The organism is Marinobacter sp. LV10MA510-1, assembly GCF_002563885.1.
GTDB lineage: Bacteria > Pseudomonadota > Gammaproteobacteria > Pseudomonadales > Oleiphilaceae > Marinobacter.
Window position 1 is genome coordinate 4,175,675 of the sequence record NZ_PDJA01000001.1, and the last position, 14,608, is coordinate 4,190,282.

15 protein-coding genes are annotated in these 14,608 nt (G+C 52.1%); 4 read left to right on the plus strand and 11 right to left on the minus strand.

All coding sequences use genetic code 11. The features are described 5' to 3' along the window. Window positions 1-7 precede the first annotated feature (7 nt). The 9 genes from ATI45_RS20200 to rhuM form a co-directional block, all read right to left on the minus strand. On the minus strand, window positions 8-649 hold the full coding sequence (locus ATI45_RS20200) for a DUF4433 domain-containing protein (RefSeq protein WP_098421355.1): 642 nt from the start codon (window positions 647-649) through the stop codon (window positions 8-10). Then, a complete protein-coding gene (locus ATI45_RS20205) occupies window positions 649-846 on the minus strand; it encodes a hypothetical protein (RefSeq protein ID WP_018403883.1) in 198 nt (65 codons plus the stop codon). The genes ATI45_RS20200 and ATI45_RS20205 overlap by 1 nt, the downstream gene beginning before the upstream one ends. Before the next feature lie 81 nt (window positions 847-927). Continuing rightward, window positions 928-1,848 carry a GIY-YIG nuclease family protein gene (locus tag ATI45_RS20210; RefSeq protein WP_098421356.1) on the minus strand — a complete coding sequence of 307 codons (921 nt, stop codon included), beginning with the start codon at window positions 1,846-1,848 and terminating at the stop codon, window positions 928-930. Further along, window positions 1,845-4,064 carry an AAA family ATPase gene (locus ATI45_RS20215; RefSeq protein ID WP_098421357.1) on the minus strand — a complete coding sequence of 740 codons (2,220 nt, stop codon included), beginning with the start codon at window positions 4,062-4,064 and terminating at the stop codon, window positions 1,845-1,847. The genes ATI45_RS20210 and ATI45_RS20215 overlap by 4 nt, the downstream gene beginning before the upstream one ends. Beyond that, on the minus strand, window positions 4,057-5,655 hold the full coding sequence (locus tag ATI45_RS20220) for a restriction endonuclease subunit S (RefSeq protein ID WP_098421358.1): 1,599 nt from the start codon (window positions 5,653-5,655) through the stop codon (window positions 4,057-4,059). Before ATI45_RS20220 ends, ATI45_RS20215 begins: the two co-directional genes overlap by 8 nt. Further along, on the minus strand, window positions 5,652-8,441 hold the full coding sequence (locus ATI45_RS20225; RefSeq protein ID WP_098421359.1) for a DEAD/DEAH box helicase family protein: 2,790 nt from the start codon (window positions 8,439-8,441) through the stop codon (window positions 5,652-5,654). The genes ATI45_RS20220 and ATI45_RS20225 overlap by 4 nt, the downstream gene beginning before the upstream one ends. A 533-nt stretch (window positions 8,442-8,974) precedes the next feature. Next, a complete protein-coding gene (locus ATI45_RS20230; RefSeq protein ID WP_228706119.1) occupies window positions 8,975-9,871 on the minus strand; it encodes a crotonase/enoyl-CoA hydratase family protein in 897 nt (298 codons plus the stop codon). A 113-nt stretch (window positions 9,872-9,984) separates the two neighbouring features. Continuing rightward, window positions 9,985-10,953: a ribonuclease Z gene (locus ATI45_RS20235; RefSeq protein ID WP_098421360.1), complete on the minus strand. Its 969-nt coding sequence runs from the start codon at window positions 10,951-10,953 to the stop codon at window positions 9,985-9,987. A gap of 16 nt (window positions 10,954-10,969) precedes the next feature. Continuing rightward, window positions 10,970-11,185 (minus strand): RhuM family protein, encoded by a 216-nt coding sequence (rhuM, locus tag ATI45_RS20240; protein WP_267283837.1) that lies wholly within the window; start codon window positions 11,183-11,185, stop codon window positions 10,970-10,972. Window positions 11,186-11,351: 166 nt separating this feature from the next. Between rhuM and ATI45_RS23375 the strand changes: the two genes are divergently transcribed. From ATI45_RS23375 to ATI45_RS20260, 4 genes are all read left to right on the plus strand, one after another. Continuing rightward, window positions 11,352-11,570 carry a hypothetical protein gene (locus ATI45_RS23375; RefSeq protein ID WP_098421361.1) on the plus strand — a complete coding sequence of 73 codons (219 nt, stop codon included), beginning with the start codon at window positions 11,352-11,354 and terminating at the stop codon, window positions 11,568-11,570. Next, complete coding sequence (locus tag ATI45_RS23380; protein WP_098421362.1) at window positions 11,570-11,701, plus strand: hypothetical protein; 132 nt, start codon at window positions 11,570-11,572, stop codon at window positions 11,699-11,701. The genes ATI45_RS23375 and ATI45_RS23380 overlap by 1 nt, the downstream gene beginning before the upstream one ends. 153 nt (window positions 11,702-11,854) lie before the next feature. Next, entirely contained in the window at window positions 11,855-12,109 is a 255-nt protein-coding gene (locus ATI45_RS20255) for a type II toxin-antitoxin system ParD family antitoxin (protein ID WP_098421363.1), read from the plus strand. Beyond that, window positions 12,106-12,405, plus strand: coding sequence for a type II toxin-antitoxin system RelE/ParE family toxin (locus ATI45_RS20260; protein WP_098421364.1), 300 nt, complete (start codon window positions 12,106-12,108; stop codon window positions 12,403-12,405). Before ATI45_RS20255 ends, ATI45_RS20260 begins: the two co-directional genes overlap by 4 nt. Before the next feature lie 323 nt (window positions 12,406-12,728). On the opposite strand, the gene ATI45_RS20265 is transcribed toward ATI45_RS20260, so the two are convergent. After that, the gene (locus ATI45_RS20265) at window positions 12,729-13,286 is read right to left on the minus strand and encodes a cytochrome b (protein ID WP_098421365.1); all 558 of its coding nucleotides are present in this window, start codon (window positions 13,284-13,286) and stop codon (window positions 12,729-12,731) included. A 90-nt stretch (window positions 13,287-13,376) separates the two neighbouring features. Then, window positions 13,377-14,546 (minus strand): DUF418 domain-containing protein, encoded by a 1,170-nt coding sequence (locus ATI45_RS20270; RefSeq protein WP_098421366.1) that lies wholly within the window; start codon window positions 14,544-14,546, stop codon window positions 13,377-13,379. Window positions 14,547-14,608: the final 62 nt, after the last annotated feature.

Sequence of the window (14,608 nt, forward strand, 5' to 3'; positions counted from 1 at the left end):
TCCATTATCAGTAGTACCAGTCTGGTTTGATTTGCAGGTCTGGTCGGTTGGGTACACCGGCCAAAATATTTGCCACCTTCGTGTAGATCGCCTGCGAACATACCCCGACACGTTCAACAAGGTGCCAGGGGTAGCAGTTTTCCAGAAGGAACTCGGCTTGTTTGCCATCCTTGCAGGACATCCAGTTGCGCGCTTCAACAGCAGTCCAGTTTATCTCATTCAGCCTGGACAGGTCTGAACGATCTTCGAAGTAATACGAGCCTGCGTTAGAAAGGGTAAAAGCCCAGCGTTGCTGATTCGCCTCAGCCCAAGCCACAGAATCATTCAAGTCTGCCTCAAGGTGAATTATGGGGCCTTGCCCTCCCTTGTAGCCGAGATCTGGATGGTTACTCTGATAAATCATATACAACATGATAGAACGCGGGCAAAGGTAAAATGGTACACAAGCACCCACATTCAAATCGGGGTGGCTGGTCAAGGTCAACTCCGTGAGACGGCGCTGCTTGATTCCGCTCATGCCGATGGTCGTGCCTGCTGGCGCACGAGCGATGACTTGCGCATCGCTCCACAATACCTGATCGGCAATAATCGATGCCAGCCGATCAACGTGGACGATGTGATAGATTTTGGGCTGACTTGGGATAGCCATCAAAAGCGCTGCCCCCTGTAGCTGTAATCCAAGATGGTCGCGACAGTTCGGATACCAGCGCAAAATATCTTGGCAAGCAGCTCTTGGTTAAGCCAGATGGATTGATCTTCACGCCGTGCTTCGATGCTTTGCTCGCCCGCTTGCCCGGTAAAAATCAGAAACTCAGCAGTGCTGTTACGGATGAGTTTGTTGCTCATTGCTGCCGCCGTGCAGAGTGCCATGTCAAATGGGGTTCAACAGACAAACGATAGCAATAAAAGCTGTATATACAAGCAGTATTATTCATCCGGGCTTACTTCTTGGGCGAGCTTCTCCTGCTCCCAATCTTTGTAGGTTTTGCCGCTGGTCAGCTTCCATTCAATGGTGCCGTTGGCAGGGCGGCCGTTGACTACAGCCGCGGTAGCGCTTGGGCTTTTGAAGGCGTAATTATCGGTGAACGTGCGGCCACTACCGTGTTCAATCAGAACGCCGGTCTTGACCAGTTCAGCGAACAGCCTGGCATAACCGGTCTCTTCGGTACCTTTGCCCTTCCACTGGTAACTGACTTTTGAGCCTGCCTGTACGACAAATTCGCCATTTTCCAGGACCGCTGTAGCTTCTATACCGTGCTTTGGGGTGTTCAGCATGAAGGTAGGGGGAGCAATCTCAGCGGAGTTGTCCAGCGGTGATAGGCGAACAGGAGATCTAGGTCGGGTATTGGCCAGAAAGCTGTCGATACGCAACGCCGGCAACACCATCAGGATATATTCGAGAAAATTCTCCATGTTGGCGCGGGCCGCTTCACTCAGGGAAGGGCGTGGCGGCGTATTGCCGTTATCCAGTGCGATCTTGCCAATACGCCGGGCCTCTTCTACTAGGCGTGACTCGAGGTACTTCACATGCGCTTTATTGAGGTTGTTGGCCGCAGAGGTGATCAGCACTGCTATCGTCCACCAGTCCTTTCTGGTGTCATGGCTTTTGATCCGGTCACCAATATCCTCGCCTTCACCGATATACACTAGCGGACCGTTGTCATCTTCGCCGAGCAGCAGATAGACGCCGGTATATCTGGCTTCCGCGCGCTTCAAGGCTGCGCTCAACTGGGTGCGTGGGGTCATCAACACATGGCCGGTCCAGTTGAAAACTTCGGCAGTGAGCATGCCGTCGGGCTTGCCATCTATGAAAAAGAGTTCGAGCGATTGGGGTTTGGTCGGGTTCATGCCACTCCCAGCTCTGAATTTTCACCCATCATCATCTGGTAATGAGCAATATGGTCAGACTTATCAAATATTTCTTTAAATATAGCCAGATAGGTTTCTACAGTGGTGTCACCATTCGAGACGTAAATATCATCATGCACCGAGTGGGAGCCATCATTAACCCATGCAAAAAGAGATTTGCAGACAAACTTATTGTGTCCTTCGAATTTTGCATATATGTCATCTGGGTTAATACCGCCGAGAATCTTGAAATAGTTTTCAAGGATACGGCGTAGCGTGTTCTGAATGGTCAGGCTGGATTTAGGCGGAGCTTTCACGTCCGCCCACAATAACTCATAGGATGTTTTGATCGGATTTGATCGATGATTGATTAGTTTAGACAGCAGCCCCTCTTTCCGTACAATCCAGAATGTTTCTTCAGTTAAAGCTCGATCACTGGCGCGCTTTAAACTAAAACTAACTTCTTTGTGGAAGTAGACATTATGGGTGAGTAAAAAAATTTGCTTGATATAACCGTTTCCGCACTTAACATCATCAAACAGCCCCCTTATCAAAGTGCTGACAATGAAAAGAATATCGCTATCAAGGCTGGATACCGGATCATCGAAAACCACCACACGGTTATCGGTAATACCGCTTTCGGAGTTGCTCCCTTTCAGCAAATGGTAAAAGTATAGGAATGTTACAAAGGTGCGCTCGCCTTCGCTCAACGTGTTCTTTGCATCTGAACCATCCGCCCGAACCAGCTTGTAGTAACGATCACCACTCGTGCTAGCAAGAGAAAACCCATGAAATCCGAATGACTTTAATAATGCATTGATCTCGTCAACTGTCGGCTGAATACTGGTGGTTTGCTTCTCCAGCCCCCGGATCTTCTGTTCCTTCTCATTTATCTCCTTGTCTTTAGTTGCAATTTGCCCACTCAGCGACCCAATTGCGGAATCGAGTCCACTTTTCCTTTTGTTATAGTCCGCCAGATCAGATTTCATTTCCGCCAGAATAAATTGCCACGACTGTGCCGTTAAAGTCCGATGCTCTTGAGTAATATTATCAACTGTGGCGTTATGCTCAGAAATTGCAGCATTAGCTTGATCAATTAACGACTTAATCGCTATGAGTACATTGGCAGTAGTTTTCATCTCCACAACCTGACTTGGCTCCTTCTTTTTACTCGCAAGTATTTGGAGGTTGCCGGCAATCACGGAATCTAATAACTGTTTTTCTAACTTCAATTTATCGATATCAAGAAAACGAGAAGGGCTGGAAATAATTGATGCAACAGATTCCTGGAGTCGGACAGAATCCGTTTCGTAACTGACTTCCAAGGCACTGATCACCTGACTATCCGCCTCAAAGGTTTCGTCAAAGTACTCGGCCAAACTCTTCGCAAAATCATCTTCTGTATCTTGCTGGCAGAAGGGACAGACACCTTCATTCACATCATAAAACCTGCGGCCTTGGCGCACCCAGTCGCTATTACCCAATTTATTAATCATGCCCGCAATATCGACATCTGCCTTGCCAAGAATTCGCCTTCCGAGCACAGAATTAGTTTCAGGTGCTATCAAGCTTTTCACATTGATGGACGTGACCAAGGCCTCCCTGCTCGGAGTCTTGTCGAATACCGTCTCAGCGCGTCTTTCCAGAGCAGCTAGCGGAACTAATGCTGCAGTATTAGTGACCGATTCCTGAAGCACTCTACTTTTGAATTTGTCAGCACTATTACGACAGCCTTCAAATGCGCCTTTCAGATTGGCATCGTATCGTTGCTTTTGCTCCCAGCATTTGTGTTTAAACGAATCATCAAGCGTCTTCAGATCCCCATTCTTACCGCTTGATTCATTGCCTCCATTCAAGGTCTTTCGCAAGCCTTGTCTCTGATCTTCCAGCGCTTCCAGCTCTGATTTTGACGCTGTAATTTTCTCTAGAGTTTCAACCTGTTCCTCACCCAGAGTAAACACCCCCTTGATGTCCCCCGACTGATTGAAGTTGGCGTCAACGAAGTCACTGTTGTAAACCATCGCTTGCAGCTTGGTGCCATCCTTCCAGAGTATCTGGCAATGCTGATGCCCATCAGCTTCTGCGATCACCCGGCTGATCGTGGTTTTCCCCGAACCATTTGAACCAAATATAAAGTTTAACTTCGATAGCCCATTCAGCACCTCCGATTGGTTACCGTAGGTTGCCACTTGGGAAATAGACAGGGATTCAATCATCTCTAACTTCCTTGTTTCGAGGTTTTGCCAGCTTTTTATTGGTCGTCTTGCTAGTGCTAACGGCATGTGTGGCATTTTCTGACTGAACACGGGCAAGCAGGGCGCTGGCGGGTTCGTCGTTTGGGTCTTGCGGGACGAGTTTGCCGGAGAAAGCTTTTTTCAGGATGGATTGGCGGAGGGTGCCGGATTTCTTGAGCTGACTATATATTTCACTCTCTAAAGATTCTATTAGCGAGAGCTTTCCCTCCAGAATGTCGACAATTTCAATTTGTTCTTCGAGGGAGCAAACAGGAAATTGGACTTTGTTTAATCCGGTGCCCGTCAGGTGTTTGATTGTTGTGCCAGTAAAGTGTTTTACCACACGTTCTAACGGGGTTGAGTAAGTCAGGTAATAAAAGGCAAATCTAGAACTGTATGACTCTGTGAAGCGCACGCGATGCAATGCTTTCTGAATGAAAACAGGAGTTCCTGTGTTCTGCCAAACTGCGCACCTGCCGGGTTCACCCCCCTCACATATAACTATGTCGCCACTTTCAAGCGAGTAACGCTCAACCTCTGATTCTTCAATTTTCATAGACTTAAGATTATCGAGGTTGAAAGTACCCCATCGGACGTTGATATTGCCTAGGTAGGGTCGGGCAAGACCGCTATTCTTAGCCTTATCGAGCATTTTCCCTAAGATACTTTCATGAGCAAGCGCTCCAAGCTCCAGAAGCCCCCATTCGGCAGGTACTTCAAAATCACGCTCTGCACTAATTTTCAGAGCATTAATCAGCCGAGGCCTACCCGGCTTTTTCCCTTCTTTACCATTTGTCTCCCACACATTGACGTTGGCCTGCCAGTTTTCTAACTGTTTCTGGTAGCGAGCCTGGCGCTCCTGCTGGATGCGGGCGAGGAGTTGTTGGGGTGTTTTCAGTTTGTCCTTGTTTTGTTCGCGCCACTTCGCGGTGAGCTTGCCTTCGAAGGCGTGTTTGAGCACGGCCTGGCGGTAGACTTTGAGTTGCTCGCGGGCTGTTTTCAGGGATTCGATGCCCTTGTCCAGTTCGGAGAATAGGGTTTCGATTTTGGCGACGATGCGGTGTTGTTCGTTTAGAGGTGGCAGCGGCAATGGAATCGTTGCCAAATTGCCTCTCGAAATTCTTTTCCGAGTTGAACCGGACTGCAGCGCGCTAATTTTTCCTCGGATAGACGGGCTATTTATCAGGTACATCATAAATTTAGCGTTAACTCTTGAATCGCCAAATCGAATTGCACAAATATCAACCACAGTGACATATCGACCATCCTCGTCCAGAGGGAAAATACAACACCGGCCTAGCGGATCCGGCATACGCGCAACGAGAATATCTCCGGCCCTAAGAAAGGTGCAGTTCAATTCACGGGCTTTTGATCTCGTAAGAAATCTTGAGGATTTATCTAAAAACCTTCCATCCCCGATATCTGCCAATTGGATTAGTCTGACATCGCCATTCGGGTCTTGATCCTTGCTTTCTACCCAATCACCATCCTTGAATATTCCACCTTTTCCTACGACGTCCTCAATTACGCATTCGACCCAACCATCCGCCAGCTCGTTTAATTCTGCACTCACGCCACCAACTCCCGATTCAATTCCTCAATCACATTATCCATCCCGTCGCCAAACAATTGATACATCCGGCCCATCCCGCCTTTGCTGTCAAACGGTGCCATTTCCAGATCATCGTGTTCGATGTGAAAGGAGCTGATGATGTGGTCGCGGACCATTTGTAGCCAGGCCATTTGTTCCTCGTTGAATTTTTCACCGGCGCCGCTGTGGTGTTGCATGATCCAGCTTTGGAAGTTGCGGCGCACGGTGGCGGCGTAGGTCGAAAGGGTGTTGTCCAGCCCGGTGACGCGGCGGAGCAGGGCGACCAGCGCAGTCAGGTCGCCGATGGGGCTGTCGCCCTTGTAGTTGTCCAAATGGGCGTAGGCTTGCCAGACGCGCAGTGGCGCCAGCTTGGGACGGTCGCTGCGCAGGCGTTCGAGCAGTTCCCGGATCATCTGATAGGTGATGTCGCTGCGGCGGGCCGGGGTCTGGAAGTAGATGCTCAGGGCTTCTATGTCGTCGCGGTGCTCTTGCAGGTAGTCTGCAAATTCCTGGGTGAGGGCTTTGGCGTTGTCTTCGGTGTCGCCTGCCCACTCTGCGGTGATAACACTGTCTAGGTCGTCGTGGACGAGGGTTTGTTCTTTATCGCGGCGGATACTGTCGATCAGTTCCACCAGTTCGCCGTTGAATACATTGGCGGCCTGGCCGACCAGTTGTTCGCGGGCCTGATCACGGGCGCTGTCACCGGGGTTGGTGCCTTCTGGTTGCCCGGCGAGGGTCAGGGCTGTTTGTTCGATGGTGTCCGGGTTGATAGCGTTGAAGAGTCCGCCAACAATCAACAGCAGCGGTTTGCCCCCGGCTTTTTCGTTGATGCGGGCGCGCTCTTTGTCGTCCAGTTGTTTGTCGAGCCGTGCCAGGCGACCGGCTAGCGAGCTGACGGTGTCTTCGTCGTGCTGGCCCATCATAACGCCCATGGCGAGATTTTTCAGCGAGACCCCGGGTTTGGTGATCAGCGGCTGGCTGGCGGTTTTCAGGGATTTGGTGACGCCGATGGCATCGACAATCACATAATGGGTTTTGGCCGTCGTGGCGGAGGGTGTAACCTTCCTCAGGCTGTCGGCATCCAGGGTCCGAGTACCTCGGCCTTTCATCTGTTCAAAGTAATTGCGGCTTTTTACGTCGCGCATGAACAGCAAGCATTCCAGTGGTTTAACGTCGGTACCGGTGGCAATCATGTCTACGGTGACGGCAATGCGCGGGTAGTAATCGTTACGGAATTGAGCGAGCACGGATTTCGGGTCTTCCTCGATCTTGTAGGTGATCTTTTTACAGAACTGGTTGCCCTCGCCAAACTCCTCGCGTACGGAGTTGATGATGTCGTCGGCGTGGCTGTCGGTTTTGGCGAAGATGAGGGTTTTTGGTACTTCGTGCTTTCCATTTAAAAAGCGGCCGGGGAATATGTCCGGTAGTTTTTCTTTGAAGGTGCGGATCACGGTGCGGATCTGGTCCGGGTTTACGATATTCCGATCGAGCTGCTTGCCGGTGTAGGCTTCGTCTTCGTCCTGAATCTCCCAGCGTTTTTTGCGGGTCAGGCGTTCGCGCTTTTCAATCTGCTGCTGGGCGGTGAGGGTGCCGCCCTGTTTGGTCTTTTCGGTTTCGATGACATAGATTTCATTACCCACGTTGACGCCATCGGCCACGGCTTTTTCGTGATCGTATTCACTGACTACGTTTTTGTTGAAGAAGCCGAAGGTACGGTTATCCGGGGTGGCCGTGAGGCCAATCAGGTAGGCATCAAAGTATTCAATCACCTGGCGCCAAAGGTTGTAGATCGAGCGGTGGCATTCGTCGATGACGATAAAATCGAAGAACTCCGGCGGTATCTTTTGGTTATACACCACTGGCAGCGGGGTTTTGTTCAAAAGATTGGCGCCGCTCGGCGGGCTTTCCTCGGTGGCTTCATCCAGCTCTTCACCCTTGAGCAGGGAGTACATGCGCTGGATGGTGCTGATGCTGACCTGGGTGTCGGTGGCCATAAAAGACGATTTGAGCCGCTGTAAACTGTACAGCTCGGTGAACTTGCGGTTGTCGTCATTGGGCAGGAAGGCCATGAATTCCTGCTCGGCCTGTTCACCGAGGTTTTTGGTGTCCACCAGAAACAGGATGCGTTTGGCGCCTGCGTATTTCAGCAGCCGGTAGGTGGCAGTAATGGCGGTAAAGGTTTTGCCGGAGCCGGTGGCCATTTGTACCAGGGCGCGGGGCTTGTCCTGCTTGAAGGATTTTTCCAGATTGGTGATGGCGGTAATCTGACAGTCGCGCAGGCCGTCATGAACCAGTGGCGGAAGCTGTTGCAAGCTGGCTCGCAAGGTTGCGGGTTGACTCAACCATTCTGCCAGGGTTTCTGGCCGGTGGAAGTTGAAGACTTCGCGTGAGCGAGGGGCAGGATCTCCGCCGTCGGTGAACCGGGTAATGACACCGGTGCTTTCGTATACAAAACGCAGGGCTGTTGGGTTGTTGACCCATTTCAGGGTCGCATTGGCATAACCCTGCGACTGATCCTCAACCATAGTAATCTTATGGCCCCAATCTTCCGGCTTGGCCTCGATCACGCCAGCGGCTTGTTTAGCCACAAACAATACATAGTCCGCTGGGCCAACGTCGGTCTGGTATTCACGGACGGCTATTCCGGGGCCAGCGTTCAGGTTGATCGATTTCTTATCCTGTACCAGCCAGCCAGCTGCAATAAGCTGCTTGTCTATCCGGTCACGAGCCTTTTGTTCCGGGTTCTGATTTGCCGAAGGCTTGTTCATACGGACTCCATGGTTTCATCCCGGTGAGCCTTGGCAATGCCCTGTCTCATGAGAAATACTTCGGCAAGTTCCTGATAGAGCAAAAACTACCCTTTTGCCGCAGGCCTGTCGATGTTCAGGCAGCTGGTTTATAACGATACACTGCAGTAAGTGTTGACGCTTCCCTGCAAGGTGCTACCCCCTCTGGAGTTGGGTCAGCATGTATGATTTGTCGCCAGTGTAGCAGTTATCGCGGTAGCGCATGTCGCAACAGAAAAACAGGACAGATTTATTTTTCGGTTGGGTTTTATTGAACTGTGTTCCCAGACGTGCCGTGGCACAATGCGTTAAAACAAAGGACGTTAAAACATGAAATGGCGATTCAGAAAGAGCTTAACCAGCTTGTGAGTGCTAAATTTCTGAAGCTTTCTGACTCTGGTGTTGAATACTTGGCCTGATTTTTCTGGTTCTGCTGTTTGGAATCGGTGCTATCGCAGTGAATGCTGTTTCGAACTTTTTTACGGGAGCAGCCGCGCTGGCCGCTTAATACCCGATCACAACTCCCGGCGATTCTGCCAAGGCTTCTCGGGAGAACTCGTATTCCGGGCTACCGCAATGCGCTGGTTGGCCCGGCCGAGAATCTTTTTTTGCAGTTTCGTTTCCCAATCCAGTGCCACCTTGTCGGTTGCGTTCCAACTGCGGTTAAACAACAGTTTGCTGGCTGCAACAGCATCCGGAGACCGCTCCGTTAGTTCTCGGGCAAAGGTAAGAGCGTCAGCCATCGGGTCATCGCTGATTCGGGTAACCAGCCCCATCGCCTTTGCCTCGGTGCCATTGAAGCGACGCGCGGTCATGGTTAGCTCTTTGGCAAGATCGATAGGGATCAGTTCGCGCAGGGTCACCGCCAGGCTCATGTCTGGGATCAGTCCCCACTTACTCTCCATAACCGAGAACTCGCAGTCGGCGCTAGAGAATCGGAAATCGGCCCCCAATGCAATCTGCAAACCGCCGCCAAAGCAGTAACCGTGGGTAACGGCAATAACCGGCGCAGGCACGTCGCGCCAGAGGTATCCAATATCCTGGGCGAGATTACTGATCTTGCGCCCTGGCTTGAAAAGTAGTTTGAGGAAGTTCACCGGGTTTCGGGAAACGGTTTTTATGTCCAGGCCGGAGCAGAAAGCCTCGCCTGCGCCACACAGAATAATAACGCGCACGCTGCGGTCTTTTTTCAGCGTTTTGGCGGCTTTAGTAACGGCATCGAACATGGGCATGTCCAGACCGTTGTATTTGTCTGGTCTGTTCAAGGTTACCGTGGCAATCCCGTCCTCGATATCGATCAGTACCCGTTCCTGTTTTTGCGGCTGTGCTTTTGGTTGCTGTGCTTTTGGTTGCTCTACTTTTGGCTGCTCTAGTTCTGGCTGCTCTACTTCTGGAGAGAGGCGTGCGCTCATATCGTTGGTTCCGTTCGTTAGTAGCGTCATGCATTCGTCAACGCCACTATATTAGTCTGATGCTACGCTTGAGCAAGTCAAAGCGGAGCGGGCTATGGGGGTTGCCTGCACGCTTATGCGCTCAGACATATCAGCGACAAGTCTTTCTCCAGCCGGTAAGCGTCGAAATCCCGGGCCATAAATAGCGGCCCCCGATAGTGTTGCATGGCTTCGGCTGCCAATTGGTTGATGTTGGGTGTGACGCCCGGCGCGGACTGGTAGCGCGAGCTGAAGTGGGTAAGTACCAGGTTAGGCAACTGGGCCTGTTGAGCAAACCGGGCCACCTGTTCTGCGGAGCTGTGCTGGGGCCAGGGCCCAACCCGATCGGCCACGTCCTGAGTGTAGGTGGCTTCGTGAATCAGCGCATGGCTGCCTTTGCAGGCGCCGGTCAGCAGGGTAGGGTCGTCATTGTCGCCGGCGACGATCAGGCGGCGGGCAACGCGGGGCGTTTGTGTGTAATCGGCACTCCTTAGCAGGCGGCCATCCTTCTGCGTCACGTCATTGCCTTTCTGCAACTCCCCCCAGTTGGGTCCGGGCTCGATGCCGTCTTCGTTCAGCTTGTCCTGCAACAGTTGTCGCTCAATGTTGCGCTCAGTGAACACGTAGGCACGGCAAGGTACTCGATGGGACAACGCCACGTTCGTCACCCCGAAGTTTTGATCCTGCCAGTAAAAATCCGCTGCTTCGGAATCGATGAAGTTCAGGGTATAGCCGAGGCTGGAGTCGCTGTTTTCAAGCGTTGCGTTGATGAAGCGTTGAGTTTGGACGGGGGCGACGATGTCCAAAGGTTCTGTGCGGCCCAGCATGGAGGCGCTAGTGAGCAGCCCCGGCAGGCCGAAGGTGTGGTCGCCGTGGATATGGGTGATGAATATCGCCCGCAATTGCATCAGGGAGTAGTGAGCGCGAAGCAGTTGGTGCTGGGTGCCTTTGCCACAGTCCACCAGGTACCAGGGTTTGTGGCCAGAGTGCGACAGGGCCAGGGCGGTTACGTTGCGTGAACGTGTCGGCGTTCCGCCAGACGTGCCCAGAAAGGTGAATTCCATCGTTCCTCATTTTCGTTCAGCTTTGGGTCAACGCGGCGCTGATCGTGCCGCTGTTTTGCAGGATTTCGCGTTCATCAAACTTCAGAAAAGCATCCAGGCGTTTCGCCCAGTCTTCCATCGTCATCGGTATTTTACGCTTAGCGCGGTCTTCTGCCAGCTCAAGATAGGCGTTGACTATTCTGCCCAGGGAATCCAATTCATCCTTGCTCAGGTGGTTTTCAGCGGCACCCACATCGGTTTTGAGTATTTTGTCTTCAGGCTGTTATTGGTAATCAGGATGCGCGTCTTTTGCGAGACAAGGACAAGGCGTGTGCCCGGTATCAGGTTTTAAAGGGAGACGTGCATTGAATTAGACAGGATTACTGACCGCGTGAAACGACGCCAAGGGGTTTGGTTTCATTACGCCGGAGGGCGGTGGTGAACGGGTCTTTGCTCATATCAGCACTTATGCGGGCCGGGGTCGCCCGGTTTCCAATCGCAAGGTGACGTACAGCGTTGGCAGCGACAATAAGGGGCGGCCAGGGGCAGTGCGTTTCCAATATGCGGGAGCAGCACAGATCGGCGCCCGCATGGACGCAGGTGTCTGGGTAGCGGGTGCGGCTGGCCCGGTGCGCTGATGGCCCAGCAGATTTTTCGACATAAAACGCGGAAAGGCAGTTATCGGTTTGTGTTCTGGCTGGCGGTTCTGGCAAATGTGGGCGCCTTTGGTTGGCTACTTGTTGCTCCGGAGGCCATGAGTTTCAGGTAGGGGTTGGGCTTTGATTTGTCGACGGCGTTACCATTAACATTCTGATCAAAGCTGGACCAGCTTTGGGTGACACGAAGAGGCTATCACAGCTTGAAGTTTGTGCTCTCGAGGGTATGATATTGTCATACGAAACGCCTTGGAGTTTTGACACTTATGAGCATGCATCGCAAGACAATCACGTTGACAGAACAGCAAGACCATTGGGTCAAGGGCCAGATTAAGAGCGGAAATTTCGGCAACGACAGCGAGTACATTCGCGATCTCATTCGCCGCGATCAACAATCACAAGAACGTATTGCCACTCTACGTCAGGCCCTGAAAGATGGAGAGGCGAGTGGAGCTCCCAGGTCGCTCAACATGGCAGCCGTTAAAAAGGCAGCGCGTGCCAAATCAACGGTTGCAGAATGACTCTGACGCTAAGAGTCACGCCTCAGGCAGAATCAGATTTCGTCAGCATTTGGTTGTACACCGCCGATGCCTGGGGTGTGAAGCAAGCTGACGACTATCTTGATCAGCTTGAAACCGGGATGGGGCATTTAACAGTACACCCATCGCTGGGTGTTGATTGCAGTCATATTCTCCCCGGTTATCGAAAAATCCGAATTGAGCATCATGACGTTTTTTATCGGGTACTCGTTTCAGAAATTTTGGTGGTTCGTGTGCTTCATGAAGACATGGATGCCCCGTGCAGACTCCTGGATTAGTTTATAGCATGGGGTTGAGTTGAGGGGCCAGATTATTATGGAGGCAAAACGCAAGACCTGACCCTGAGGACACAAATGAGGACACAAAAGTTCAAAGCGCGTCATCAAAAACGTCAGCAACCGGCGAAACCACTTGCCATATGTGTGGCTGCGCCAGACCAGTCCGTTAATCACAGAGTCATAACGGATCAGGTTCGGTATGAGCAAAATTCTGGAGTAGACAATTGCGAATTCCAGACTGTTCTTCCGGTAAAGGCTGCCTGACGCTCCTGATCCGCTGCCGTGGTGAGCATTGCTAAGCTGAAAAAGACAGTTCATTACCCTTAATCGAACAGGCTCATACGCTTCATAACGTTATCGCGCTTGATTTTCCAGTGGAAGATCGCACCAGACACGTGCAGCACCACCAACGCTAAAATGATCCAGCCCAGCCATTCATGCAGCATATAGAGCAGCTCAGAGAGCGGTTCATCCTTGCCAATGAACCCAGGCAACTGCCAGAGGAAGAATTCCACCGGGAAGCCGCCGCTGGCTGTAGCTGCCCAGCCGATTAACGGCTGGGCAATTAGCGCTAAATAGAGCAGGTGATGGACGCTGCTACTGACGATTCTCTGAAAGGTATTCAGGGGCGGGACATGATCTGGCACCGCAAAGGCCAGGCGCGTAATAACACGCAGTATCATCAGCAGTAATATCAACACCCCTAGCGTCTTATGACCACCGTATAGCACGTTCGTCAGCGTTTGGCCCATCAAGTCGACGGCGCTGTCAAAACCGAGGAAGCCCAGGGTTAAGCCGCTGGCTAAGGAGAGCAACACCGTGCCAGCCACTAACCAGTGGAGTAGTCGGTGGGGATAAGCATAGCGATTCAGTGCTTGCATGTGGCGCTCCTGATAACCATTTATTTCACTGTAGTTTAGTCACTGAAACGGCTTTGCGCTGATTAAAACATCGCGAAAAGAAGGCCGGATTTATTTTTTGAGCAGATGCGGCCGCTTGCCTTTCACCTGCCAACGCCAGAGCCATTCCAGCGGGCCGTAGTTAAACAGCCTGAGCCAGATCGCACTGACGATCATCTGCGTCATAAAGAGCACGACGGAAAACAGCATTAACCCGGCGAGGGAAATGGTGGCAAACCGGCCGCCACCAAAACCGTAGAATATGCTGATGCACACCGCCGATTGCAGAACGTAGTTTGTCATTGCCATTCGGCCAACCGGAGCAAACGCCGAGCGAACTCCACGTGTGAAGATGCCGTTGCCGCGCCACCATAGCAACAGAATGGCTCCATAACCCATGGCAAGAAGTGGCGGGCTGGCGACATCTTCTGCAATTGCTATAAACCGTCCGGTCGTGGTTTCGGTTTGAACACCTGCACCAGCCATGGCAAGTGCAACACCCGCCCCAAGTCCGGCAGCGGCCACTGCCGCCAGCAGCTTGATATGCCCGGTATTGCTTTCAGCCAGGTGCAGCCGCGCCGCAGCGGCGCCGAGCAGGAACATCGCAAGCACGCGAAGTGGGCGTAAACCTTCCAGCCGATCCATCAGCACGCTGACACTCAGATAAGCATTGGCCCTGATAACCTCAAAATAACTGCTTCCGCTGAGAGCGGGAACGTTTTCCTGCAGCAGCCGAAGCGCCAGTTCTCCCCGGCCCGCCGGTAGCCCCAGTTGAGGCCCGAGCCAGAGCGCAACCCCCACCGCTAGCAGCAGCCCAAAGGCCCAGATGACAAGAGCTCCCGGCCGTGCGTTTAGGAATGCCCCGAGAAATACCCCCATCACGGCGTAGAGCATCAGAATATCCCAAGGTGAAAACAATAAAGAATGGACCGTACCGATAACCAGCAGCCCCAGCATGCGCCTGAGATGATAGCGCACGGGCCCCTGCTCGATCTTCTGGGCCAGCATCATAAAGCTGTAGCCAAACAACAGTGAGAACAGGCTGAAAAATTTGGTGCGCACCAAGGTGTCCAGCCAGACGCCTATGGATTGATCCCATTCGGACCAGGTCAGTGCCTGCCTCGTTTCCAGCGCGACAAAACCCCAACCGGAAAACACCTGAATGTTGATCAGAAGGATGCCGAGGATTGCAAAACCTCGCAGAGCATCCAAGCTGTCAATCCGACCACCGGTTTGTGTCACTTCGTCCCTCCATGTGCGTATTTAATCAGTCAGACATTAGTGTTTTCAGGACTGGATAGCCA

What these genes read in the sequence shown, in the direction of transcription:
- ATI45_RS20200 (WP_098421355.1), bottom strand. Translation starts at nt 649, where the DNA reads ATGGCTATCCCAAGTCAGCCCAAAATCTATCACATCGTCCACGTTGAT.
- ATI45_RS20205 (WP_018403883.1), bottom strand. Translation starts at nt 846, where the DNA reads ATGAGCAACAAACTCATCCGTAACAGCACTGCTGAGTTTCTGATTTTT.
- ATI45_RS20210 (WP_098421356.1), bottom strand. Translation starts at nt 1,848, where the DNA reads ATGAACCCGACCAAACCCCAATCGCTCGAACTCTTTTTCATAGATGGC.
- ATI45_RS20215 (WP_098421357.1), bottom strand. Translation starts at nt 4,064, where the DNA reads ATGATTGAATCCCTGTCTATTTCCCAAGTGGCAACCTACGGTAACCAA.
- ATI45_RS20225 (WP_098421359.1), bottom strand. Translation starts at nt 8,441, where the DNA reads ATGAACAAGCCTTCGGCAAATCAGAACCCGGAACAAAAGGCTCGTGAC.
- ATI45_RS20230 (WP_228706119.1), bottom strand. Translation starts at nt 9,871, where the DNA reads ATGAGCGCACGCCTCTCTCCAGAAGTAGAGCAGCCAGAACTAGAGCAG.
- ATI45_RS20235 (WP_098421360.1), bottom strand. Translation starts at nt 10,953, where the DNA reads ATGGAATTCACCTTTCTGGGCACGTCTGGCGGAACGCCGACACGTTCA.
- ATI45_RS23380 (WP_098421362.1), top strand. Translation starts at nt 11,570, where the DNA reads ATGGCCCAGCAGATTTTTCGACATAAAACGCGGAAAGGCAGTTATCGG.
- ATI45_RS20255 (WP_098421363.1), top strand. Translation starts at nt 11,855, where the DNA reads ATGAGCATGCATCGCAAGACAATCACGTTGACAGAACAGCAAGACCAT.
- ATI45_RS20260 (WP_098421364.1), top strand. Translation starts at nt 12,106, where the DNA reads ATGACTCTGACGCTAAGAGTCACGCCTCAGGCAGAATCAGATTTCGTC.
- ATI45_RS20265 (WP_098421365.1), bottom strand. Translation starts at nt 13,286, where the DNA reads ATGCAAGCACTGAATCGCTATGCTTATCCCCACCGACTACTCCACTGG.